The 25,211-nt window shown below is 36.4% G+C and carries 23 protein-coding genes; 18 read left to right on the top strand and 5 right to left on the bottom strand.

Going from position 1 to position 25,211, the window contains the following annotated elements:
* Positions 1 to 87: 87 nt before the first annotated feature.
* The 6 genes from AC0L5Q_RS03540 (at position 88) to AC0L5Q_RS03515 (ending at position 3,309) form a co-directional block, all read left to right on the top strand.
* The gene (locus AC0L5Q_RS03540) at positions 88 to 771 is read left to right on the top strand and encodes a glutathione S-transferase (protein WP_473614329.1); all 684 of its coding nucleotides are present in this window, start codon (positions 88 to 90) and stop codon (positions 769 to 771) included.
* A 109-nt stretch (positions 772 to 880) separates the two neighbouring features.
* Positions 881 to 1,162, top strand: a complete 282-nt coding sequence (locus AC0L5Q_RS03535; RefSeq protein WP_473614328.1) for a hypothetical protein — start codon at positions 881 to 883, stop codon at positions 1,160 to 1,162.
* 43 nt (positions 1,163 to 1,205) lie between these two features.
* The gene (locus AC0L5Q_RS03530; RefSeq protein WP_473614327.1) at positions 1,206 to 1,619 is read left to right on the top strand and encodes a group II truncated hemoglobin; all 414 of its coding nucleotides are present in this window, start codon (positions 1,206 to 1,208) and stop codon (positions 1,617 to 1,619) included.
* A gap of 89 nt (positions 1,620 to 1,708) precedes the next feature.
* On the top strand, positions 1,709 to 1,984 hold the full coding sequence (locus tag AC0L5Q_RS03525) for a hypothetical protein (RefSeq protein WP_473614326.1): 276 nt from the start codon (positions 1,709 to 1,711) through the stop codon (positions 1,982 to 1,984).
* A gap of 91 nt (positions 1,985 to 2,075) precedes the next feature.
* The gene (locus AC0L5Q_RS03520; protein WP_473614325.1) at positions 2,076 to 2,501 is read left to right on the top strand and encodes a hypothetical protein; all 426 of its coding nucleotides are present in this window, start codon (positions 2,076 to 2,078) and stop codon (positions 2,499 to 2,501) included.
* Positions 2,502 to 2,526: 25 nt separating this feature from the next.
* Positions 2,527 to 3,309, top strand: a complete 783-nt coding sequence (locus AC0L5Q_RS03515; protein WP_473614324.1) for a DUF7477 domain-containing protein — start codon at positions 2,527 to 2,529, stop codon at positions 3,307 to 3,309.
* A 109-nt stretch (positions 3,310 to 3,418) separates the two neighbouring features.
* Here AC0L5Q_RS03515 and AC0L5Q_RS03510 read toward each other — a convergent pair whose 3' ends face one another.
* The 4 genes from AC0L5Q_RS03510 to sppA form a co-directional block, all read right to left on the bottom strand.
* Positions 3,419 to 3,721, bottom strand: a complete 303-nt coding sequence (locus AC0L5Q_RS03510) for a putative signal transducing protein (RefSeq protein ID WP_473614323.1) — start codon at positions 3,719 to 3,721, stop codon at positions 3,419 to 3,421.
* 52 nt (positions 3,722 to 3,773) lie between these two features.
* Positions 3,774 to 4,040 (bottom strand): hypothetical protein, encoded by a 267-nt coding sequence (locus tag AC0L5Q_RS03505; RefSeq protein WP_473614322.1) that lies wholly within the window; start codon positions 4,038 to 4,040, stop codon positions 3,774 to 3,776.
* 110 nt (positions 4,041 to 4,150) lie between these two features.
* On the bottom strand, positions 4,151 to 5,185 hold the full coding sequence (gene ansA, locus AC0L5Q_RS03500; protein WP_473614321.1) for an asparaginase: 1,035 nt from the start codon (positions 5,183 to 5,185) through the stop codon (positions 4,151 to 4,153).
* 91 nt (positions 5,186 to 5,276) lie between these two features.
* Positions 5,277 to 7,136, bottom strand: a complete 1,860-nt coding sequence (gene sppA / locus AC0L5Q_RS03495; RefSeq protein WP_473614320.1) for a signal peptide peptidase SppA — start codon at positions 7,134 to 7,136, stop codon at positions 5,277 to 5,279.
* A 251-nt stretch (positions 7,137 to 7,387) separates the two neighbouring features.
* Between sppA and AC0L5Q_RS03490 the strand changes: the two genes are divergently transcribed.
* The 6 genes from AC0L5Q_RS03490 to AC0L5Q_RS03465 are packed head-to-tail and all read left to right on the top strand — an operon-like array spanning position 7,388 to position 16,028.
* Positions 7,388 to 8,749, top strand: a complete 1,362-nt coding sequence (locus tag AC0L5Q_RS03490) for a TolC family protein (protein WP_473614319.1) — start codon at positions 7,388 to 7,390, stop codon at positions 8,747 to 8,749.
* 2 nt (positions 8,750 to 8,751) lie between these two features.
* Positions 8,752 to 9,915, top strand: a complete 1,164-nt coding sequence (locus AC0L5Q_RS03485; RefSeq protein WP_473614318.1) for an efflux RND transporter periplasmic adaptor subunit — start codon at positions 8,752 to 8,754, stop codon at positions 9,913 to 9,915.
* A complete protein-coding gene (locus AC0L5Q_RS03480) occupies positions 9,915 to 13,091 on the top strand; it encodes an efflux RND transporter permease subunit (RefSeq protein WP_473614317.1) in 3,177 nt (1,058 codons plus the stop codon). Before AC0L5Q_RS03485 ends, AC0L5Q_RS03480 begins: the two co-directional genes overlap by 1 nt.
* Positions 13,081 to 13,764 (top strand): response regulator transcription factor, encoded by a 684-nt coding sequence (locus tag AC0L5Q_RS03475; protein WP_473614316.1) that lies wholly within the window; start codon positions 13,081 to 13,083, stop codon positions 13,762 to 13,764. The genes AC0L5Q_RS03480 and AC0L5Q_RS03475 overlap by 11 nt, the downstream gene beginning before the upstream one ends.
* A gap of 5 nt (positions 13,765 to 13,769) precedes the next feature.
* Positions 13,770 to 15,050: a sensor histidine kinase gene (locus AC0L5Q_RS03470; protein ID WP_473614315.1), complete on the top strand. Its 1,281-nt coding sequence runs from the start codon at positions 13,770 to 13,772 to the stop codon at positions 15,048 to 15,050.
* A gap of 39 nt (positions 15,051 to 15,089) precedes the next feature.
* Positions 15,090 to 16,028: a TIGR01777 family oxidoreductase gene (locus AC0L5Q_RS03465; RefSeq protein ID WP_473614314.1), complete on the top strand. Its 939-nt coding sequence runs from the start codon at positions 15,090 to 15,092 to the stop codon at positions 16,026 to 16,028.
* 28 nt (positions 16,029 to 16,056) lie between these two features.
* Here AC0L5Q_RS03465 and AC0L5Q_RS03460 read toward each other — a convergent pair whose 3' ends face one another.
* Positions 16,057 to 17,079, bottom strand: coding sequence for a substrate-binding domain-containing protein (locus tag AC0L5Q_RS03460; RefSeq protein WP_473614313.1), 1,023 nt, complete (start codon positions 17,077 to 17,079; stop codon positions 16,057 to 16,059).
* Positions 17,080 to 17,241: 162 nt separating this feature from the next.
* Between AC0L5Q_RS03460 and galT the strand changes: the two genes are divergently transcribed.
* The 6 genes from galT (at position 17,242) to AC0L5Q_RS03430 (ending at position 25,029) form a co-directional block, all read left to right on the top strand.
* The gene (gene galT / locus AC0L5Q_RS03455) at positions 17,242 to 18,294 is read left to right on the top strand and encodes a galactose-1-phosphate uridylyltransferase (RefSeq protein ID WP_473614312.1); all 1,053 of its coding nucleotides are present in this window, start codon (positions 17,242 to 17,244) and stop codon (positions 18,292 to 18,294) included.
* Positions 18,295 to 18,355: 61 nt separating this feature from the next.
* Positions 18,356 to 19,510, top strand: a complete 1,155-nt coding sequence (galK, locus tag AC0L5Q_RS03450; protein WP_473614311.1) for a galactokinase — start codon at positions 18,356 to 18,358, stop codon at positions 19,508 to 19,510.
* Positions 19,511 to 19,728: 218 nt separating this feature from the next.
* On the top strand, positions 19,729 to 21,438 hold the full coding sequence (locus AC0L5Q_RS03445) for a sodium:solute symporter family transporter (protein WP_473614310.1): 1,710 nt from the start codon (positions 19,729 to 19,731) through the stop codon (positions 21,436 to 21,438).
* A gap of 188 nt (positions 21,439 to 21,626) precedes the next feature.
* Entirely contained in the window at positions 21,627 to 23,585 is a 1,959-nt protein-coding gene (locus tag AC0L5Q_RS03440; RefSeq protein WP_473614309.1) for a sulfatase-like hydrolase/transferase, read from the top strand.
* A 24-nt stretch (positions 23,586 to 23,609) separates the two neighbouring features.
* Entirely contained in the window at positions 23,610 to 24,074 is a 465-nt protein-coding gene (locus AC0L5Q_RS03435) for a DUF6088 family protein (RefSeq protein WP_473614308.1), read from the top strand.
* Positions 24,064 to 25,029 carry a nucleotidyl transferase AbiEii/AbiGii toxin family protein gene (locus AC0L5Q_RS03430; RefSeq protein WP_473614307.1) on the top strand — a complete coding sequence of 322 codons (966 nt, stop codon included), beginning with the start codon at positions 24,064 to 24,066 and terminating at the stop codon, positions 25,027 to 25,029. Before AC0L5Q_RS03435 ends, AC0L5Q_RS03430 begins: the two co-directional genes overlap by 11 nt.
* Positions 25,030 to 25,211 lie beyond the last annotated feature (182 nt).

Genomic DNA, 25,211 nt, shown 5'->3' with positions numbered 1-25,211 from the left:
ATTTTACGCATATATTTAGCTGTTGAATACCGTTAAAATAGTTAAAACGCATTTCATCGCTATTTCTAGGTATAAATTAAAAAATCTATGGCTAATAATCACTCCGATCTTCCTGTTTTATATTCATTAAGAAATTGTCCTTATGCTATGCGTGCTCGTATTGCCATTTTTAAAGCTAAGCAAACAGTATTGTTGCGAGATTTAGTGCTAAGTAATAAACCCCCAGAAATGATAGCAGTATCACCTAAAGGCACGGTGCCGGTTATAGTTTTACCCAACGAAAATAATCGTGTTATCGAAGAAAGCCTAGACGTAATGCTGTGGGCGTTGCATGAAACAGATCCTAATAATTTATTATTAAGAGAACGTGAATCGGCATTAACTGAAATGCTTGCATTAATTCATACCTTTGATCATGAATTTAAAACAGCGATAGAAGCCTACAAATGCGCCAAACGTTATAAAGAAACTAACGTAGTAGAATGCCGACAAGCCTGTGAAACCTTTATTCAAACATTAGAACAGCGCTTAACGAACAGTGCCTTTTTAATGGGGCCAAAAGAAAGCTTAGCCGATATTGCGCTACTGCCTTTTATTCGACAATTTGCTCGTATAGAACGCCAATGGTACTTACAATCACCTTATCCTAAAGTACGACAATGGCTGAATAGCTATTTACAAAGCCCGATGTTTACTAAAGTTATGGCAAAGTATCCGCTGTGGTTAGACAACCATGAAGTAGTGTTGTTTGGTGGCGGCGAGAAGTCATAAGGTTACGTTAAATGTAAATTAAGAAATAAATTCAAAGAGATGCTTATTATTTCTTTGATCTTTAACACTATTCAGATAAATTGATATTTTATAAATACAGGAAATAAACATGCACGTAGACAAAGCTAAAAAACGAATTGCTAAATTAGTGAAAGCAGGCTTTAAGGGTTACCCACAAATAGCTTTAGAATATTTTGGTGAAAGTCCTGATTGCGCTACTTTGGTCGTGGTTCAATTTACTCTTGAAGAAGGTGCTAAAGCCCAAGAAGAAAAATTTACCAGCAAAGATGATGCGCGAGAAAGCGAAGTGATTCAATCGGCTTTAGTTAAAATTATTGAACGCGCTAATGCTAAAACAGTACTTGAAGTATCAGGCGTTTCATCTTTATAACGTTATCCGATTTGGATACAGGCTTTAGGTACAGGTTGTAATAATGAATAATAAAAGCTGTGAATACGGCGTAGGCGATAATTCTTATAAAATGGCAGGGGAGTTATCAGGCATAACGCAACTTGTTGATGACTTTTATCAGAACATGGCTACTTTTAAAGAATCTCAAAAAATTAGAGATATGCATCCTGCCGATTTAACTGCCTCACGACAAAAACTTACCTATTTTTTATCAGGTTGGCTTGGCGGCCCTAAATTGTATGCTGAACATTATGGCAGTATTAATATTCCGCTAGCACATAAGCATTTGTCGGTAGGTCATGCTGAAAGTAAAGCATGGTTACTGTGCATGCAAAAAGCAGTCGATAAACAAGCTTACGAAGCACCATTTAAAGTGTATTTAATGCAGCAGTTACGAGTACCCGCAGAACGTATTGTTATGGTGTCTGGTAGCTAATCCTTTAATCATTACAGATAAAACACACATTATCTTTCATATAATATAAGCCATCAGTAATGGTTTATTTAAATAATTACGGTAAATTTATGATATTTCTTACTTTAAAAATTCTTATGCTAGCGCTTTCTTATAAATTGTATTTAGTTAAAAAAGAAGCTTACTTTTCAGCGCTACTTTTTAGTATTCCTTTAGCCATAGCCGGCTTAATAATGGGTAACCCGCCAATGGGCGTATTTATTGGCAGTGCGATATTATTTGCATTAGCTTTTGTTTGCTATTGGTTGTTAGACAAAGTACCAAACGGAGCGCCACACTATACTGTTTTAGGTGTAACCGCTGCTATTGTTGTGTTTGTTGTATAAATTAGGGATTGTTTTAACTTTTGTAACTAATTTAATTAATAGCTACTATGTATACATAAGTAAAATAAAACAGAGATAGGCAGTTCTAAATATGTGTGGTGATAAAAACATAGAAAATTCATTTATTGATCCTCAATTTAAAGCACCAGATCACAAGGTGATTTATTTCTTTGAAAAAGTTAATTTTCCTGAAAAAATAACACCTGATTTTGAACTTGACTGTAATGAAGAGCTGAACGAAGAGGAGTTTACGTCTTGCAATTTTAATAGCTCACAGGGATGTTTGTTTCTTTATACGATAGAGGATAGCTCGCGTATGTCAACCTCATGGAAACTAAAAGCTAGTAGAAGTACTCCTAGCCCTATTGGTGTTACTTATGGACAACGTGTGGGTTATGGTGAAATATTTACACGTTCAACTGTTATAAACCCTGGAGAAATAATCGACTTGGGATTAAAGCGTTTTGGTTATGGCTCACAAAGAGCTGTTTGGTTAATTTCCTCTTGGTTTAATTAACCGTGAATATAATATTGGAGCATATATGAAAATAATAATTGTAATATTTGCTTTAGGATGGTGTCAGTTTAGTTTCGCTGCTGGAGGAAAACACATCCTCGTGTTGATTAAGACTATAAATAATTACCCTCAAGCTTATGTACAACAAAAAAAATTTCCAAGTGATTTTATTAAAAAACATTGGGATAAAGGGTATGTAATTACAGCAGTAAATAATGAAAGCCATCTGTGGTTTGTTGTAATGACAAAGCGTCCTTCTTACGTTAAACAAGTATATCGAAATAGCGCTAGTAGTTTAAATGATAAAGTTAAAGATGGTTATAATTTAGGACCTAGTACTCCTTATTGGAGAATCGAAGATGGCCGCCATGGTGATTTATTTATTCTAAATAAAGTATCGAGTTCTGATCGTTCAGAGCATAACTATTGGCATGTAGGTGGGACAGGTAAAAAACTATCTAATATAGTTAATAACGTTTGGAAGAAGGATTTAAATATTCTGTCAGTAAAAGAACTAAAAGATAAAAAATTTAGAAGACATCATATTACCGCTGGAAATGTACCTAATATTATGACGCAAAGTTACGCTTATAGAAAAGAATTTCCAAATGATTATATAAATAATAAAAGAAGTGAATTATACGAATTACAATCGTTGACGTATTGTTATGATGAAAATAAGTGGTTTGTACTGATGTCAAAATATAAAAATTACTTACCTTGGAAGTATTACAGCTTTGATAAAAACAAAGATAAAATTAACGACTTAATAAAACATAAAGGGTATAGCATTGCCCGAGTGTTATAAAGTTGTTCATTTATTTTTTAAGTGTACGTGAACACTATCAATGAAGTTTATTGATGATCCTACATTTTTAATAAATACTTTTATCAGATATTTTTTGTGAATGTTATTATTAAATTGCTTCCTGACAACTCCAACAAACTTCAAATGAAGGAGCATTTTCTTCAGAGCAATGTTTGCAAATCCAATCATCAGCTTTAATCGTTTTTTGTGACGCTTTAGCTATTTCATCAGCACGGTCAAAGTCAGCGTCGTCATAAACCCAAACTTCAGGCCAAGAATCGAAAGCTGAAACTTCACCTACAGCACCTTGCGCAAATTCATTCTTGATGAAGGTTTTTATGTTTTGAGCTTCAATAAGATTTTTTACATTGTTTACAAGAAAGTTATTTTCGTTTGTATAAATCATTTTCATTATTGATCCCCATCTGAGTTTAAAGGAACTGGTATTAAGTATTTGTTACCTATCAGTATAGCCCTGCAAGTTTTAAAATAATTGCCGTTATGGTTAACAGGGCAGCACCAGAAAAAACCATTCGTCCTGAATAAGCAGCTATATCCCAGTGTTTAGCACAATATATTAATGAAATAGGCAAAAACAATAGAATGGAAAAGCCGTAAAGTTTTTGCTGATTGCCAAAAGCGACAATTAAGGTGAAAACTGAGCCGATCACAAATAACATCAACCCAATAGATCCTGTTAATAAGGTAATAATTACAAGAAAATTCGCCATATTTTTAATTACTCAATTTTTAGTTACTTAATATAAATTTAATAGAAGCGGTATATGCGATACCTTATCAGCGTAACGCATTGCTAATGATGCTTTTTATTTGGTGCTAATTACTTCGTTAGCTCACCACGCAAGTTACTTTGCATAAGCTTACGGATTTCGGCTGGTGCTAAGTTTTTACTTAATAGATAATGTAACTTAGTTAAGGTGGCTTCAAGGGTCATATCGACACCGCCTACTACGCCACACTTGCTTAAGGCATTACCTGTTGCGTATCCATCCATATTCACTGTGCCTTTTATACACTGGCTACAATTTACAATAATAATACCGTTGTCGCTGGCTTTTTTTATACAATCAAGCAGGTCTTTATCTTGTGGAGCATTACCTACGCCGTAACTTCTTATAATAAGTGCTTTAACAGGTTGTTGAATAATATTTTTAAGTACGTCGGTGCTTATGCCTGGGTATAAATGTACTACACCAATAGGTTGTGGCGTAATATTGCTTAATTGTAATGGGGTAATATCAGCATTATCTATTTGCGCTAATTTCCCTTCAGCTAATTTTCCTTCAATAAGGGTAATGTTTATACCGGCTTCTAATAACGGAGGTAAATTAGGTGAGTCGAAAGCATTAAAGCCGTCAGCAAAGGCCTTAATACTGCGATTACCACGATAAAGCTTGTTGTTAAAGTATAAGCCTACTTCTGCAATCGGGTAGTTAGCGGCAATGTATAACGAGTTTAATAAGTTAACTTGTCCGTCTGAACGTAATTGACTTAACGGTATTTGCGATCCAGTAACGATTACCGGTTTTGATAAATTCTCAAACATAAAAGACAGTGCTGAGCTTGTATATGCCATAGTGTCGGTGCCATGCAGCACAACAAAGCCGTCGTAATCGTTATAATGAGATTTTATATCGTCAGCAATATACTGCCAATCACTGGGCGACATATTAGAAGAGTCGATTAATGGCGCATATTCATGAATGGTAAATTCAGGCATTTCTTCACGATGAAAATCTACATTGGCTAGAATTGATTCAGTTAAATGACCTTTTTCAGGTATATAACCATTTTCGCTTGCTTTCATTCCTATCGTACCGCCGGTGTAGGCGATATAAATGCGTTTTTTCATCATGTGTACTTCCAATAAATAGGCAATAAAAAGCCCCGATAAAATCGAGGCTATGATAATACTTTTTACTGTTAAGTGTTATGAATTATTGACGCTAATCTATTTCACAACTCATGCATAAAGTATAAGTACTTTTTGGATCATTTAAGTAGCTTAAGTGTTCAAGTTCGCTTTTAAGCTTAGCCATTGATTTTTCAAGCGGGCTTAAGGTAACAATTGATGTAGGTAAAAGGGCTGTTGCTTGGCCAAAAACATTTTTCATAAATAAGTCTTTTGGCGAAAGCTCTTTTTCTACTAACCAAGTATCAAAATCACTTAATTTAGCTAAGGTTGCAGCTTCGTTTATAGCGTCTTCTAATCCACCTAATTCATCCACAAGGCCTAACTCTTTCGCTTTAGCACCAGACCATACTCTACCTTGTGCAATAGCATCTACTTGTTCAAGTGTCATATTTCTGTTTTCTGCGACTAAAGTAATAAAATCTTGATAGCCTTTGTTCACGTTCATTTGAATGATTTTTGAAACGCCTTCAGAAAGCGGGCGAGTAGGGCTAAAACCGGCAAACTCTGTAGTACCAACACCATCAGTAAAAACGCCTAATTTACTTAAGGCATTTTCAAAGGTCATCATTAGTCCAAAAATACCAATAGAGCCTGTAATGGTTGTGGGCGCCGCGTAAATTTTATCGGCAGATGCTGAAATCCAATATCCGCCAGAAGCAGCATAGGTTCCCATTGATGCCACAACAGGTTTACCTGCTTGTTTAATTAGTTCAATTTCTTGTCTAATAATTTCAGAAGCAAAAGCACTTCCACCAGGGCTGTCTACACGTAACACAACGGCTTTAACGTTTTTGTCTTCGCGTGCTTGTTGTAATAATTTAGCAGTACTGTCGCCACCAATAGTTCCCGGTTTTTGCGTGCCATTTAAAATAGTGCCTTTAGCAACAACTATTGCAATTTTATTGGTATTTGCGGCATGTGGCATAGGAAAAGCTAAATTCAAAGTAGATAAGTAATCTTTAAAATTAATTGAAGTATACGTATCCGATTCATCACTTACACCTAAACGCGCTTTTAAAGATGTTTCAACATCGTTTCGGCTTTTTAACTTATCTACCCATGAATTGTTCAACGCATATTGAGCAATGTCGCCATTTACGGCTTCAAGTTTACTGATTAGGGTTTCAGCATTTTCATCAAAGTTGCTAATGTCAAAACCTCGTTGCTCAGCTACATTGGTTTTGTAATGAGTCCATAAGTCGTCTAACCAAAGTTTATTTGCTTCTTTTGCTTGTGGCGACATATCGTCACGCATGTATGGTTCAACGGCTGACTTATAGGTTCCTACGCGAAATATGTAAGGCGTTATAGCAAGTTTTTCGATAGCTGATTTGTAATATAGTTGGTAACTGCCATAACCGTCGAGTATTAACCATCCGTTCGGATCTAACCAAATTTCGTTGGCATAACTGGCTAGGTAGTATTGGTCTTGTGTAAAGTTTTCACCAATAGCGATAATTTGTTTACCTGTGGCTTTAAATGCTTCAAGTTCGTCGGTAATAATGCTCATTTTAGTTAAGCCAGAGCGATTTAACTTATCTAACTTTAAGACAAGTGTGGTTATGCGATTATCAGTTGTTGCTGATTTAATCACTTTTAAAATGTCAGCTAATAGTATTTCAGGGTTTTCTTCTTGTTGGCCTAATGCTTCATTCATAAAAGCTTCTATTGGATCAACTTGCTGTTTTTGTTCAACGACATCACCGTTAAGATCTAAAATAAGTGCAGAATTGTTTTCAACAATAACGGTATTTTTATCATTAGAAATTGAGGCAATAAAAAGAACCAGTATGCCAAAAAATATCAGATTAAGAATAACTTTGCGGGATATATTGATTACTCGAAAAATGCTTAGGAATATACGTTTGAATAAGTTGGGTTTTTCGTCCATAAATTTTTACTTCTCTGTTTTCTTCAATTTTTAAGGAATATATGGCTATGCTACTTAAAATTGGTAGGTTTATGTAGTCTCAATTGTAAATAAATATAATATCATTCAAATTATTATTTATTTTAAAGCAGCAGAAGATATGATTTTAGGGCAGATTAAATGAGCAATTTTCTTTGTAGTTACTTTCCTTAACCCTCTCTTAACCTCGCTATCGCTAAACTTGAGCCTTATTCTGTTATGAGAGGTTCAAAGTGAAAATTTCTTCATTGTATTTTTCAGTGTTCAGCTTTTGTTTTATGAGTGCATGTTCAACGTTTGAAGATGTTCACTTTGACGAACGCGCGAACACGCAACTTAAAAATATTGCGCAAACCAGTATAGATGTTAGTAATAACAACGAAGCTATGTCGCTTTCGCAATTACTGATTATTGAAGAAGCTAATGCTCTTATTACTACAGCATTGGCGAACAATCCTAATTTACAGCAAACCTTTATTACCTTAAAAACAGCAGAGCAACAGCTATCTGTTAGTAGTTCAAACCAATGGCCAAGTATTTCTGCTGGATTAAATGCTAAAAAAAATGAAGCAACGGCTTCTAGTTCAAGTGCAGCTGTTTATAGTACAAGTGTTGATATAGCGTGGACCCTAGATATTTGGCAACAACTAGCCAATGCTACCGATGCACAACAAGCTAATGCATTAGCAACGGCATATGCTTATCAGGGAGCTAAAGATTTACTTGCTGCGAATGTAATGAAAGCCTATTTAGGCTTGGTTCAATTTACTCAACTGATTGATATTGAGAAAAAGCGTGTAGCAACATTAAGTACCAACGAACAAATCATTGTGGATCGTTATCGCAAAGGACTGAGTGAATTAAGTGAGCTTGATAGTGCAAAATCATCTACCCAAAGCAGTCAAGCAACCCTTGTTGATTTTCAGGCACAATATCAACAAGCATTAAGAAATTTAACACTATTAACAGGCGTAAGTGATCAACAGCTTGATTACCGTACCGATTATCCTGCAGTTGTTATGCCGTTAGAGAAGATGCAAAAACAGAATTTAGCGCGACGCCCTGATCTTCAACAAGCCTACCAAAATATTATCGCCAGCCAATATCAGCATAAAGTGGCTTATAAAGCCTTACTGCCTAATTTGTCTATTACTGGTTCAATTGGTGATAGTAATAGCAGTTTACACAATGCACTATTTGGCAGTAATGCGTGGGAGTTGTTAGGTAAACTATCTGCACCTATTTTTAATGCGGGTAAGTTAACCAGCGAAGTTGAAATTGCAAAATTAGCGGCAGAAAAAAGCTATTGGAATTTTCAAGAAAAGCTCTTAAACGCAGTTAACGAAGTCGACAATGCTATCGCACAAGAAGCAGCTATTGCTCAACGTTTGCAGTATACAGAGTCTGCATTAGCAAGTGCGCAACGAAGTGAAGCCACATATACCTTGCGCTATCGTCAGGGTACAGCGTCACTCATCGAGTTATTACAAGTTCAACAACAAACTTTTTCACTACAATCACAAGTTACACAATTGACGTATGAGCGATTAAATAATCGTATCACTTTAGGTCTTGCGCTGGGCTTAGGAGTCTAATTATGCAAATTATGAATAAAAAATCACTCGCAACAGTTGCTGGCTTAGCTTGCATATTTTTAGCTATGGGCATTAATAGTACTTTGTCGGCTAATCAACAACGTACACCACCGCCTAAAGCGGCTCCGCAATATCCTGTGGTATCTGTCACACAAGTTTCCCCTGTAACTCATCATACATCGGTTAAGGCTTATGGCGAGGTTAAATCTCGTAATGAACTTACGCTTACGTCGCAAGTTAGCGGCAGAATAACGTACTTATCGGAAAAATTCCTCACGGGTAATACTTTTAAAAAAGGGGAAGTATTAGCTGAAGTCGATTCTATTGTTTATCAACAAGCGCTCGCTACCGCACAAGTTAACTTGGCTAATGCAGAACTCGCTTTAGCGCAAGAACAACTAAACAGCAGCCAAGCGGCTCAAGAATGGCAACAATCAGGACTTGCTAACGAAAAAGCGTCTGATCTTGTATTACGCAAACCACAACTCGCAGCAGCAAAAGCTCAGCATGTAATGGCGAGCAAAGCATTAGCTAAAGCTGAGTATGACTTAGCTCAAACAAAATTTGTTGCACCATTTGATGCGTTAGTTGTGTCGAAACAAGTACAAGTAGGGAGTAATGTTCAGGTAGGTAATGCGATTGCCGATCTTTACGATATTTCGTTATTTGAAGTATCGCTACCGTTATCTCAGCAACAATGGCAGTTATTACCCAAAGGTACTAACGAAAAAAATGGTTTATCAACAATTAAGGTAAATTTAACTGATGAAAATAGCCATGAACAATGGCAAGCAAAGTTTGATCGTTTCGAACAACATATTGATGGCGCAAGTCGTCAACGCTCATTAGTGGTAGTTGTAGAAAACCCTATTGCTTTAGCTAATCCATTATTTCCAGGTTCTTTTATTAAAGCGAGTATTCAAGGCAAGGTTATTGATAAATTATGGAAATTACCTGCATCAGCATTGATTGATAACCAAACTGTTTGGCAAGTAAATAACGAAGGCTTACTTTCTCATTTAGCGGTTAATGTTTCATTTTCTGAAGGTAACGCCGTGTATGTGCAACCTATTAATCCTATTGTTCAAGCTAATATTGTTAACCGTCCGTTATCAAGTTACTTAGTAAATATGAAGGTTGAAGCTAAAGTAGAGGAGTTGCAGTAATGACAACACCAACAATCATTCCACCTAATGAGCAACGCGGTATTATCGCGTGGTTTGCAGGTAACTCTGTAGCCGCTAATTTATTAATGCTATCTATTATATTTCTAGGCTTAATGTCTTTTAATCAGCTGAGAAAAGAAGCCTTTCCCGCAATGGCAACAGACTCTATTCGAATTTCAATGACCTACGATAGTGGCGACGCACAGCTTTCTGAAGAGGGCATAGCGATAAAAATTGAAGAAGCACTAGCCACGGTACAAGGAATAAAGCGTGTTACTTCTACGTCTAACGCCAATGGCAGTAGTGTTGTTGTTGAATCAAACTCAAACTACGATCTTGATATTTTATTACGCGACGTTAAATCTAAGATTGATGCCGTTTATAATTTCCCTGCTGAAGCTGAAAATCCCGTTGTTGAAAAAGTTACGCGATTAAGTCATGCCTATTCTATTAAAATTTATGGTGATAGTGATCGCAACGCACTACAAGCTATTGCGGAACGTATAAAAGTAGACTTACTCGCGCAGTCGTCTATTTCTAATGTAGATATTAGCGGTAAAGCTGAACCTATGATGTCAATAGAGCTTGATGAGCAAAAGCTACAAGCCTACAACTTATCATTTTCTGATGTGGCTACTGTTGTAAATAGCGAATCGTCAACAGGCATTTCAACCAGTTTACGTAACGCCGATAAAGTGGTGCGATTAAAAGTTGCAGAACAAGCATACCAACAGCAAGAATTTGCAAATATTCCTTTACTTACTCTTACGGATGGTAGCCAAGTACGATTGGGAGATGTTGCTAATATTCAAGATGCATATGCTGACGATGTTTTTGTGGTAGGCCGTTACAATGGACAACCAGGTATTGGTATTAACATTACTGTTGATGAAAGTGGCGACGTATTAACAATCGTTGAACAAGCAAATAATGTGGTCAGTAAATGGCAAGAAAGTGCACTGTTACCGCAAAATGTAATAATAGAAACATGGAATGATGGCGGCACAATGATCCGCGATAGGCTAGCACTACTGATTAAAAATGCCTTATCAGGTATTGCGTTAGTTTTTATTATATTGGCTTTATTTCTTAATTTAAGAGTCGCGTTTTGGGTTACTGCAGGCTTACCGTTTATTTTTTGCGGTACCTTGTTTTTTATGACAGATAACTTTACCGGAATGACCATTAACGAAATGACCACGTTTGGTTTTATTTTAGCGCTGGGAATTGTGGTTGATGATGCGGTAGTCGTCGGTGAAAGTATTTACGCTACAAGAAAAGCTGAAGGCAATAATTTACAAAGCACTATATCAGGTGCGAAAAAAGTTGCGGTGCCTACCATATTTGGTGTACTCACCACAGTAGCAACCTTTGTGGCCTTAGCGAATGTTGATGGCAATATGGGGAAAGTTTATTCGCAATTTGCTGTTATTGTTACTATTTGCTTGTTGTTATCTGTAGTTGAATCAAAACTTATATTACCTTCACATTTAGCACATTTAAATACCCATACAAAACCTACTTCAGGCTGGCGTAGTATATGGCCACGTATTCAGCATGGCTGTGATTACGGTTTGCAATGGTTTAGTCAGTACTTGTATTTACCATCAATTAAATGGGCTATTCGATACCGTTACGGTGTGTTATTTGGTTTTGTTGCTATTTTTATTTTAGTTATAGGTATGCCGCAAAATGGTAGCGTTCGTGTTGCTTTTTTTCCTGATATTCCAGGTAGTGTTATTGAAGCGAATATGTCGATGCAAAACGATACAAGCTTCGGTCAAACCAGCAAAAATTTAAATGCCATAGAACTTGCTGCACAACGTACCGATAAAAAATTAATGGCTGAACATGGCCAAAAAGGTACAGCCATCGACACTATAGAAGTGATTGGTGAAAGCGACTTGTCAGGCTCAGTAGTGGTGGAATTAGACGAGTCAGCTCCATACGATTTAAATGAATTTGCTCGTGTTTGGAAAGCTGAGACAAAAATCCCAGAAGGTGTCAGAAAACTTGATATTCGTTCAGGCTTTGGTGGTAGAGACAACTTTAAAGTTGAGCTAAAAGCATGGAACACCGACACCATTAGCGCAGCAGGGCAAGAAATTAAAGCGGCTATTGCGCAAGTTGCAGGCGTGAGTGGTATTGACGACAACTTTGATTCGGGTCAAGCACAGCTTCGTTTTGCGCTAACCGAACAAGGGCTTTCGTTAGGTTTAACTACACAAGGGCTTTCACGCCAAGTATTACAAGCTTTTGGTGGTGAAATAGTACAACGTTATCAACGAGGAAAAGACGAAGTTAAAGTGCGTATTCGTTACCCTGAAAGTGAACGTCAAACTGTTGATGATGTAATGAAAGCAAACGTAAGGCTAGCGAATGGGCAGGTGGTTCCGCTGGCGTTAGTCGCTACTGTAACTTCTGAGTATCAACAAAACGATATTACACGTATTTCTGGTTTACCTGCTGTGTATGTAAGCGCACGAGTTGATAAAGACATTTTATCCTCTAACGAGCTAGTACAAAGCTTACAAACTACGTTAATTCCTAGTTTAGAGAATCGTTATCCCGATCTAAATATTCATTTTGCGGGCGAGGCTGAATCACAAGAAGAAACCACTAATTCTATGAGTCGCTTGTTTATGATGGCAATGGCGGCTATTTATATATTATTAGCTATTCCGCTGCGTTCATATGTTCAACCCGTTATTATTATGATGGCAATACCTTTTGGTTTAGTAGGCGCTATTTTAGGCCATTGGTTAAATGACATGGTGATTAGTATATTGTCTTTTAACGGTATTGTGGCGCTAAGTGGTGTAGTGGTAAACGATAGCTTGTTGTTGGTTTCGCGCTTCAACACATTGAAAAAAGAAAAAGCTAAAATATCTGACGCTATTATAGAAGCTTGTACCGGCAGACTACGCGCTGTATTGCTTACATCAATTACCACATACGCCGGCTTAATGCCGTTGTTAAGCGAAACGTCAACACAAGCGCAGTTTATTATTCCGGCTGCGGCATCTCTGGGTTATGGCATTTTGTTTGCTACCTTTATTACGTTATTATTAGTGCCGTCGTTACTCATGATGCAACAAGACGCTATCAATGCCATTGATAAAATAAAACGTAAATTTAGCGGTAATACGCAAGAGGATTTAGTGCATGACCATTAAGGTATTACTGGTTGAAGATGATGTTGATTTAGCGGCTACCGTTGTAGATTATTTAGAGATTGAAGACATTAGCTGCGATCATGCCTCTAACGGTGTACAAGGATTGTCGCTGATAGAATCAAATTCGTACCAAGTGATTCTATTAGACATTAATTTACCTCGCTTAGATGGTTTGTCAGTTTGTCAAAAAGTGCGAGAGAATAGTAACGACACACCTATTTTAATGTTAACCGCACGCGACTCTTTGGGGGATAAAATAGCAGGGTTTGATGCCGGTACAGACGACTATCTTGTTAAACCCTTCGAAATTGAAGAGTTACTGATGAGAGTTATTGCGCTATCAACACGTCGAAGTGGTCAATTAAGTCACATTACGTTAGGTAAATTAGTGCTAAACACCCGAGAATGCACCGCCTTATATGGCGATAATCCCATAAAACTAACGCCTATAACATTCAAGCTATTACAAAAATTAATGCGCGAAGCTTCAAAACCTGTTTCTCGAGAAGCGTTAATGCAGGCTGTTTGGGGAGATGAACAGCCCGACAGTAATAGCTTAAAAGTGCACATTCATCATTTACGTAAACAGCTCGCTAACGTTAATGCTAATTTGACACTTGATACCGCTACCGGCTTCGGCTTTGTATTAAGAGACATAAACACATTCAGGTAAATAAAATGAGTATTCGTACCTATATTTTTGCATTACTAACGAGTTTGGTTTTAATGATTGCCGTTATTTTGTCGTATCAAAGTGCGAGTATTTTTGTTGGCTCGTTTGACAGAATGACCATAAGAATGATGTCGGGTATTGCTAAGCAATATCCTGAACAAGGGAAAGTTGAACAAGACATATTAGGATATCATGTAACGACCGATTGGCAGCGTGTGCCGCAGCAAGTACGTGAACAATTCTCGCAAGCGAAAATCGAAAACAATGTACTATATTCAAAATTTGTTGATTGGGTGTTTATCGCACCACCTGAAAAATCCTATGTACTTATGTCATTTGAGCGAGATGGGAGAAAAATATTTATTTCCCATTTTAATGAAAACGTACGAGAACACGTCACTAAAAAGCACGAAGATAAAGGCGTTATTATTGATCCAATGCAAGAAATTATTCTGGTGGGTACATCAGGATTAATTATTTTTGTGTTGGTTTTATTAGCAATATTTAAGAAAATCACCGTGCCAGTAGAATCGTTACAAGCGTGGGGAAAAAGCCTAACAATTAATGATATTAACAAACCTCGTCCAGACTTTAAATTTAAAGAACTAAACGCTGTTGCAACACTGATGTACGACAATTTAGTGTCTGTAGCTGAATCGCTAGAACGAGAACAAGCCTTTCTAAGTTACGCAAGCCATGAACTACGTACGCCTATTGCAGTAATTCGAAGTAACGCGGCACTACTTGAAAAAGTAAATCCTACCCCTTCAGAGAACGAAAGAAAAATACGCGATCGTATTCAACGTGCAAGTTTAACCATGAAGTCTATGACAGAAACCCTTCTGTGGCTTAGCAGAGAAGGCGATACAGACATGCCTATTGAAACAAGTCGTTTAGGTGACTTAGTGCAAATTACCCAAGCGGAGTTAACTTATTTACTCGCGGGTAAATTGGTTGAGGTAAATATAGATACTGACGAAACTTTAACTGATATTGCTGTAGTACCGAGCTTAATTGTACTGAATAACCTTGTTAGAAATGCTTTTCAGCATACACAGCAAGGGCGAGTTGATATTGTACAAAGAGGTAATGAAGTTATTATTACGAATATTGAAGAAGGCGTTGAAGAAATAAACGAAACACACGCTAAGAAGCCATTAGATAATAATGAACTGGGCTTTGGTTTAGGTATGCAGTTAGTAGAAAAACTCACTAAACAATTTGGCTGGCGTTACACCACAACCAAACTAGACTATGGTTACAGTGTATCGGTGTTTTTTAGTTAACCTAAAATCGGGTTAATTTACATTAAGGTCTTATAAATTATGTCGTTAATACCATTTGAAATATATCAAGGTAGTAAAAAAAGAATCTTGCTAACAGGCGGTACAGGATTTATTGGTAAGCGATTAATACAGATCCTTATCTACTTAAAACACGACGTTACTCTTTTAGTCAGAGACATAAAGATTGCGAGCACCAAACTCCCTACAGAAGTTAATTTTATAACCCTCTTTTCTGAAATTACTGACAAAGCTGAATTTGATGTAATCATAAATCTAGCTGGCGAACCATTAGCAAAAGGGCGATGGACAAAACAACGCAAAGCTCTATTTATCAATAGCCGACTTAACATAACTACTGGTATTTTTGATCTCGTTAAACGCCTTAAACATAAACCAGACGTGTTAATTAATGGGTCGGCTATCGGTTATTATGGTCCACATCAAAACGAAGTATTAGACGAAAATGGCGCTGTTGTTAACTGCTTTTCTCATGAACTATGTCGACAATGGGAAGAACAAGCACTCAAAGTTGAAGCTCAAGGCATTAGAGTGTGCTTATTACGCATAGGTATTGTGTTAGGTGATGATGGAGGACCGTTAGCTGAACTACGATTGCCTTTTGATTATGGCTTTTCAATGCAAATATCTAAGGGCGAACAGTTTATGTCTTGGATCCACCGCGATGATTTAATCGCCATAATTATTCATTTATTTACGCAGTCAAAAGTTCATGGGGCCATTAATGGCACATCACCTAACCCAGTTACTAATAAAGTATTTGCAGATACTTTAAGCTTACATTTAAAAACTTTTTTTCGAATTAAGTTTCCAGCAAAACTACTCAGTTTAATCGTGGGTGAATTAGCTGATGAAGTTCTTATTACGGGGCAACGAGTTATTCCTGCCAACATTCAAAAAGATGGATTTGAATTTACCTATCCTGAGTTAAATACAGCGTTTGAAGACTTGATTAAATAGGATATAGAGCAACCCTAACTCGGGTTAATTAAACACTGTTTTTTTTAAGTGCTGTTGACTCTCGCTTAACAATAATAGGGATATATTTATATTCATTGTTTGTTGTATTGTTTTCTGTAGCAGTATTAGAAACCGCGGCTAATGCAATATTGGCAGCTTGAATTGCCATTTCTTTAATAGGATAGTGCAGGGTAGAGAGTTTAGGGCGTGAATAGCGAGACAAAAGCACATCATCAAAGCCCAGCACCGAAATATCGTTAGGTACGTTAAAACCGTTATTTTCTAACGTTGAAATTGCACCAATCGCCATTGCATCGTTATACACAAAAATCGCTGTAAATTTTTTGCCTGTTGATAAAAGTTTTTGCGTGGCTATTTCACCACCTTGTAAATTAGGATCACCGTATTCAATTAAACCTTCATCTAACAAATAACCCGTTTTTTCAATTTCGCTTTTAAAGCCACTGGTTCGTAATTCAGGATCATCTATTTGGTACTTACTCGATATACAAGCAAACTCAGTGTGTTTTAAAGACAATAAATGACGAGCAGCTGTTTTACCGCCTTCAAGGTTGTCTAACCATACACAACGGTTACCTATTTCTTTAATGTATCGGTCAATAAGTACTAAACCTGGTTTCTTTTGAGCAAACTTTATAATTTCTTCATCACTTAATTTTTTACTATGTACAACTAATACATCGCATTGTTGTTCTATAAGTAAAGTAATAGCTTTGCGTTCAGATTCTGCGTCAATCATGCCGGTACTTAATAGCAGCTGCATTTTGTTTTCTCTGGCGGCTTCTTCCACACCATTAGCTAACGAAGCAAAAAACGGATCGGTTAAGTCAGGAATAACCACACCCATAGTTGTACTTTTTTGCATAACTAAAGCACGAGCATTTGCATTAGGGGTGTAGCCCAAATCCTCCATTACTTTATTAACTTTGTTTTTTGCTTTTTCGCTAACTTTAGGCGCGTTATTTACAACTCTAGAAACAGTTGCAACAGATACTCCAGCAATACGAGCAACATCTTTAATCGTTGGCATATGTAAATGTTTACATTTTATAAAAACATTAAGGTGTCATAATACTGTCATTTTCTATGGCTTTTATCAACGTATACAATTTTAAAATTAACTGTTGCATTGAAAAGTGTAAACGTTTACATTGTTATCTGAATTTTAAACTTGCAATGGATCTTTTTAATAATGACTACTGAATTCGACCCCACTGAACATCCACATCGCCGTTATAACCCACTTACAGGGCAATGGGTTTTAGTTTCTCCACATAGAGCTAAAAGACCATGGCAGGGGAAAGATGAAGAAGTTTCAGATACCAAATTACCAAGCTACGTTGAAGACTGTTTTTTATGTCCGGGCAACGACCGTATTTCAGGCGACAAAAATGACGATTACACCGGAACATTTGTCTTTACCAACGACTTTGCAGCCTTAACGCAAGACACGCCAGACTCACCAGCCAGCGAAAACAATGTATTTACTAGCCAAAGTGCACGCGGTTTAAGTCGTGTAATTTGTTATTCACCAGATCACAGTAAAACCTTACCAGAGCTTTCTGCACAAGCTATTCGCGGCGTTGTAGACACTTGGGTAGAACAAGTAGATAGCTTAAAAGAAGATTATCCTTGGATACAAGTATTCGAAAACAAAGGCGAAGTAATGGGGTGTTCTCAACCACATCCACACGGCCAAGTTTGGGCAAACAGCTTCTTACCAAACGAAGTATTCAACAAAAACAAATGCATGTTGGAATACTACGAAAAACACGGCACTAACGTATTACTTGATACCGTAAAAGCTGAAATGGCTGATGGTAGCCGAACTGTTGTAGACACAGAATACTGGATTGCCGTTGTTCCTTATTGGGCAGCTTGGCCTTTCGAAACCATGTTAATGCCTAAAGCGCACGTTAAGCGTTTTGAAGAATTAAACGACGCACAAAAAGATGATTTAGCACTAGCGCTTAAATTATTAACCAGCCGTTACGACAACTTATTCAAATGTTCATTCCCTTACTCAATGGGGTGGCATTACGCACCATACTTTAAAGATGGTAGCGATATAGAACATTGGCAATTACATGCTTTATTTTACCCACCACTTTTACGTTCAGCGACTGTACGTAAGTTCATGGTAGGTTACGAAATGATGGCTGAGTCACAACGTGATTTAACTGCAGAGCAAGCTGCTGAAAAACTAAGAGCAGTAAGCGATGTTCACTATTTAAGTGACAAATAAAGCAAGATCAAAATAAAAACTTAAAATATAACAATTAATAGATTGAATGGTAGATATAACAATGTCGATAGAATTATTAGAAAGTGTAGTAACGACTTTTGAACAAGCATTTGGTTACTCTGGTAGCCACAAAATACAAGCACCAGGCCGCGTAAACCTAATTGGTGAACATACCGATTACAACGACGGTTTTGTATTACCGTGTGCTATTAATTACCAAACGGTAGTAGTAGCTAACCCGCGTGAAGACAACATCGTTCGCGTTGTGTCGGTTGATTATCAAGGCGAGCAAGACAGCTTTGATTTAACACAGCCAATTGAACCCGTTGATAAAGGTTGGGCAAATTATATTCGTGGCGTTGTTAAACATTTACAACTACGCGGATATAACTTCAAAGGTGCCGACATTGCAGTAAGTGGTAATGTTCCTCAAGGCGCAGGTTTAAGTTCTTCTGCAGCACTTGAAGTGGTTATTGGTCAAACATTTAAAGCGCTATTTAATTTAGACATTAGTCAACAAGACATCGCATTAAATGGTCAAGAAGCAGAAAACCAATTTGTAGGTTGTAACTGCGGCATCATGGATCAGTTAATTTCAGCTGAAGCTAAAAAAGATCACGCGTTACTTATTGACTGTCGTAGTCTTGAAACATCAGCGGTTTCAATTCCTAACGGTGTTTCAATCGTTATTGTTAACTCAAACAAAAAACGTGGCTTAGTTGACAGCGAATACAATACACGCCGTGAACAGTGTGAAGCAGCCGCAGAGTTTTTTGGTGTTAAAGCATTACGCGATGTAAGCATAGAAACATTTAACAGCAGAAAAAACGAGCTAGATCCAATCACAGCAAAACGTGCAAAACATGTTATTACTGAAAATGATCGTACAGTTGCTGCCGCTCAAGCATTAAAAGAAAACAATATGCCAGTTTTACAACAGTTAATGGCAGAGTCGCATGCGTCAATGCGTGACGATTTTGATATCACTGTATCTGAAATAGATACTTTAGTAGACATTATGAAAACAGCTGTTGGTGATAAAGGCGGGGTACGTATGACAGGTGGTGGTTTTGGTGGTTGTGTTGTTTCACTGGTTCCTAACGAAAGTGTAAGTAGCGTAATTGCTGCAGTTGAAAGCCAGTATGAAGCGAAAACAGGCCTAGCACCTAGTGTGTTTGTTTGTTCAGCTGAAGAAGGCGCAAGTGAAGTTAAATAACATGGTTATTTAGCTATAAACACTATTTATTTTTATTCATTATTATAGTTTGTTTGTGAATTTGATTATTTACCTGTAAAGTTACGTTCTAATAATTTAATTAATAGTGCATGAGGAGAGTCATGCACTATTATTTTTAATATTAAAACGTTAATACGCATAGTCTTAGGTTGTTCAGTTAGCCTATTATAATTAATATCAAAGAGAAAAATAATAATATGAATTATATTGAAATTACGCTCTTCATCATCGCCGTTACCGGTGTTATTGGGATGGGGATATGGAAGAGTAAACAAGGCGAATCCGATTCGGATAATCAATCCAGTAGTTCTTACTTTCTTGCTGGTAGAGGACTCTCATGGTATTTGGTAGGTTTTTCATTAATCGCTGCCAACATATCAACTGAACAATTTGTAGGAATGTCAGGTAAAGCTGCCGACTGGTTAGGTATGGCAATTGCCTCTTACGAGTGGATGGCGGCAATAACCTTAGTGGTTGTTGCTTTTGTATTTTTACCGCGCTTTTTACGAGCTGGTATTTATACGGTTCCTGAGTTTTTAGAATATCGTTATGGTGCAAGTTCACGTACCGTAATGGCATTAGCAACCTTACTTATTCTTGTAGGTGTTCCAACCGCTTCTGTTATTTATTCTGGTGCTAAAGTTATTTCAGGCTATTACCCAGACGTTTTCATATTAGGCGACTTAACTGCAGCGTGTTGGTTAATTGCTTTACTTTCTGCTGGTTATGTTTTTGTTGGTGGCTTAAAAGCCTGTGTATGGACCGATTTAGTTTGGGGCGCAGCATTAATTCTTGGTGGTGCTATTGTTGCTTATTTAGCATTTCAAGCATTAGGCGTAGCAGATCCAGCATCGTTAGTTAAAACAGCTACTTTAAAAGAAGTAACGGTTGACCAATTACAAAATGCGGGCAGTTGGGAGCGATTCCAGCTACTTAACGGTGGTACCGCTGAAGAAGGCGGTAAGTTACACATGATCCGTCCTATCGATGATGCAGAAATTCCATGGTCAGCACTTGTTATCGGTTTATGGTTACCTAATTTTTTCTATTGGGGATTAAACCAATATATCATTCAAAGAACATTAGGTTCTAAATCGTTAGCAGAAGGCCAAAAAGGTATCGTTTTTGCTGCATTCTTAAAGCTATTAATTCCATTTGTTGTTGTAATTCCAGGTATCTTAGCCTTTAACTTATACTACGAACAGTTAGCTGTATCGAACGGTGGATACGACTTTGATGGTGCGTTCCCTGTATTATTACGTAACTTAATAAAACCATATCCTTGGATTTCATGGTTCGTATTAGCCGCTATTTTTGGTGCTATTGTAAGTTCATTAGCGTCAATGTTGAACTCAGCATCTACAATTGCAACCATGGATTTATACAAAAAAGTAAAACCTAATACACCTGATCATCAGTTACCTAAAGTTGGTAAAGCATTTGTTGTAATATTTGTACTTATTTCAGCGTCAATTGCCCCCACATTAGCACACCCAGGTTTTGGTGGAATATTTACCTTTATTCAAGAATTCCAAGGTTTTATCAGCTCAGGTATTATCGCCATATTCTTATTTGGTATGTTAGTTCCAAGAGCACCACGCTTTTTAGGATGGCAGTGTATTTTACTCAACGTAATTTTATACGGTTCACTTAAATGGTTTATTGGCGACATTATTGTCGACTCAGGTTTATGGTTCTCTAACGAAATTGCCTTCCTAGATCGCATGGCTATTTGTTTCGTAGTAATTATGGCTTACTGTGGTATTGCGACACTAGTTAAACCACTTAAAACACCCGTTGTTATGCCTATCAATACAGAAATCAGTTTAGAGTCTTCTAATTCAGTTAAAGTTTGTGGGCTTATCGTTGTATTAATGACAATTGGTTTATACATTCAGTTTTGGTAAAAAAACGTATTGTTAATAATCAATAACATTCAAAATAAAGCAAAAGGTTAACGAAAGTTAGCCTTTTTTATTGCCTTTAATTTGTTTGTATTTAATTGATTTGATTTATATATGATGTATTATCGGTGCATGTCAGATCATTAAATTAACCCCAGTTAATGAATAAGTATTAATACAGGAAGAAATAAATGAAATACTGTTTAACAAAACTAACACTATTATTGATATGCCTAGGAGTAACCATATTATCGGGGTGTAAAAGTGATAACACTCAAAGTGCTATCACTACAAAGCCAGATAATATAAAAGATCAAACCAATAAACCATTACAGCCTAATTTTGTATGGTTAGTGTCTGAAGATAACTCAAAACATTATTTAAAATTATATAACGAAAAGGGCGCCAGCATGCCTAATATTGAAGCCTTAGCAACAAATGGCTTAGTGTTTGATCATGCCTTTTCAAACGCACCTGTTTGTTCAACAGCTCGATCTACACTCGCTCTTGGGGCTTATGCTCCTAAAGTAGGCACTTTATTCCATCGAGCTTTTCAAAAATCGAGTATAACTGACTCACTAGAGCCTATTAGTTTATTGCTAAAAAATAACGGGTACTTTACGAGCAATAATATAAAAACAGATTTCAACTTTGAAGAAAAACAGCCTATTTGGAATTCAATATCATATAAAGCAAGCTGGAGAGAAAGAAAACCGAATCAGCCGTTTTTTCATATGCAATCTTGGTATAGCACGCATGAGGGATCGTTACATTTTCCGCTATCAGATATAGCCAACAAACCAACCATTCATGATCCAGCTGATGTAGATTTACCACCTATATATCCAGATACAGAAGCCTTTAGATACACCTACGCACGTTATTTAGATCTCAATACAAAAGTAGATAATGAAATCGGTAAAGTTATAAACCAGTTAAAAGAAGATGGTTTGCTAGAAAACACCTTTATATTTTACTTTGGCGATCATGGTGGAGCATTGCCTAACAGTAAAGGTTACTTAAACGAAACGGGATTACATGTACCGCTGGTTGTAAGAATTCCTGAAAATTTTAAACATTTACTTAGTAAAGATATGGCGCAAGCTATTCCTACACGCGTTAATGGCTTTGTTAGTTTTATTGATTTTGCGCCAACCTTATTAAAGTTAGCGGGTCTTAATAAGTCTCCAATACATGACGGTAGCGCTTTTTTAGGGCAAGACATAAGTCTGGAACAATTAAACCAACGCGATCAAACGTTTGGCTTTGCTTCACGATTTGACGAAAAATCAGATCTTGTAAGAAGCTATAGAAAAGGTAACCTCAAATACCTTCGTCATTATCAACCCTATAATCCTGACTCGTTATTTTCAGATTACCGTTATAAATTACAAGCGCTTAAACAATGGAAAGAACTTTTTGAACAAAATAAATTAAACAGCGCACAAGCCGCTTTTTTTAAAACTAAGCCAGTTGAAGCTTTATACGATATAAATAACGATCCATACGAAACAAAGAATTTAGCCAAATTACCTCAATATCAAAATCAGTTACTTTCAATGCGTACAGCGCTTCAATCACAGCTTAAAAGTATGCCCGACCTTGGATTTTATCCAGAATCATTTTTAATTAAAAACGCGTTATCAGCTCCTATTGAATTTGGTATTAAACATAAACAAAATATCGCAAAGCTTATTGATATTGCTGACCTTCAGTTACAACCTTTTAATCAAGTAAAAGCAGAGTTAACAACCGCGCTACATTCTAACAATGCGGTAGAGCGTTATTGGGCATTAATCTCATTAACTTCTTTTGGGTTTGAAGCAATAAAGCTAGCAGACGAAGTAAAAGCTATCATGTTGTCCGACACTAACTTATTAGTGCAAGCACGCGCTATTGAGTTTTTAGCCATGATAGATGAAATTAACCCTGTAGAACCACTTCAGCAGTTAGTACAAAAAAGCACAGACAATATGGAAATATTAAACATGCTTAATATCGCCACTATGCTACACGACCAAAAAGGTTATAAATTTACTATTCCTCATCGTGAAGAATGGAAAGATTTTGATAAATCACACCCAAGATATAAAGATCAAAATAATTTAGTTTATTGGCTTACCAATAGGGTTAAATATTTAATTATTTAAGCATTAAAAGGTCGTATATTTGCATTGTTAAAAAGTCGTATGTTTGCTATTGTTTTATTGATTAATGATACTCGTATAGTTGATTTTAAAATGACAATAGCAAGCAAAGTAAAAACTAGAATAAATCGCTCTAAGCGGTACGTTTTTTCTCGCGCTGATTTTAAAGATATTGCAGGCTATGACCAAATAGGAAGGGCGTTAAAAAAACTTGTTGAATTAGGTGAACTACTACGTATTGGTTATGGTTTGTATACAAAAGCTAGAAAAAATCGTATTACAGGTAATTTAATGCCTAGCTCTCCAGCTGGAGCCGATGGTGTGATACTCGAAGCTATTGAGAAACTTGGCGTTGAATATAAACTTGATGAGTTTTCTCAACGAAGTGTTAACGGTGTTAGTGAGCAAATTCCAGCTTCATTTCAAATTACTACCAATAATCGTTTTAAACGAAAAATTGTTGTTAGCAATAGTGTGATTAATGACAATTGATAGTAGCCTATTTTTAGATGTTTCTGATGCTTTGGGTATGGGGAACCCCAGCATAGTCGAAAAAGATTACTATGTTGTAGCACTTATCAAACTATTATCAGAGTTTTCGTCATCTACACACACTTTAGTATTTTCGGGGGGAACATCATTAGTTAAATCAGGTGTTAACACTCACCGAATGTCAGAAGATGTTGATATCAAAATAATCCCTAAAAGCTCATTAATAGCAGTATCAAAAACTCATAAAAGAAAAGCTAGAAAAGACCTCCACCAACAATTACTAAAAACAATTAATATGAGTGTTTTATTTTCAATTGAAAACCCTCCTATAATTTTTGACGAATATCGATATCAGCAATTCGATATTAGATATCCACAAGCCCATTTAATAACCCCATGTTTAAGACCTTTTATTAAACTTGAGTTAATTGAAACCTTACTTTTTGACAAAATAGAGCAACGAGAAGTTTCTTCGTTAACTAATAAATTAATGCAAGAAAAAGCTGAAGTTAAAGCTATTTATTTTAACAGTATAGAAAGTACACAAGCAGAAAAAATAGTTTCAATGCTTAGAAGAACAGCAAGTGTTACCCGAGATAGTCGGCGAGATGATGATCCTGCATTAATACGACATATTTATGATACCTATTACATTCAACAGATTAATTTAGTTGGAATGAAAAAGGTTGCCACATTAATTAGCAAAGTGATTTCTGAAGATTTAGTCCGTTATGGCTCCCAACATGAAGAATTTGTTCAGAACCCTATTGCAGAATTAAAGTATGGTTTACAGGTGTTAGAGCAAAAAAGTATTTATGAAGTTCGATTTAATCAATACGTAGTGCCAATGGTGTACAGTAGTGAGCAGATAACATGGCAGAGTGCTTTTTTCGTTTTTAAATCATTTACAGAAAAGGTATTAAGTGAAATTATTAATAATAGTAAATTGGTTTAATTTATTTCTTACTTCCATTGCACTACAATTTTAAACTTTGCATAATACACCTACCTAGTTTTATCGCGTTATTTAAATAGCAGCGCATTAATAACTAATACCAAACGGATTAATGAATTGACCTATTTTATACGAAGTATAAATGATCAATTGGTTATTGCGTTGGTATAACTCTCCATTAC

Source organism: Pseudocolwellia sp. G5-9 (genome assembly GCF_055808995.1).
The sequence above is the reverse complement of the archived record's forward strand: the minus strand, read 5'-3'. Positions and strand labels throughout refer to the sequence as shown.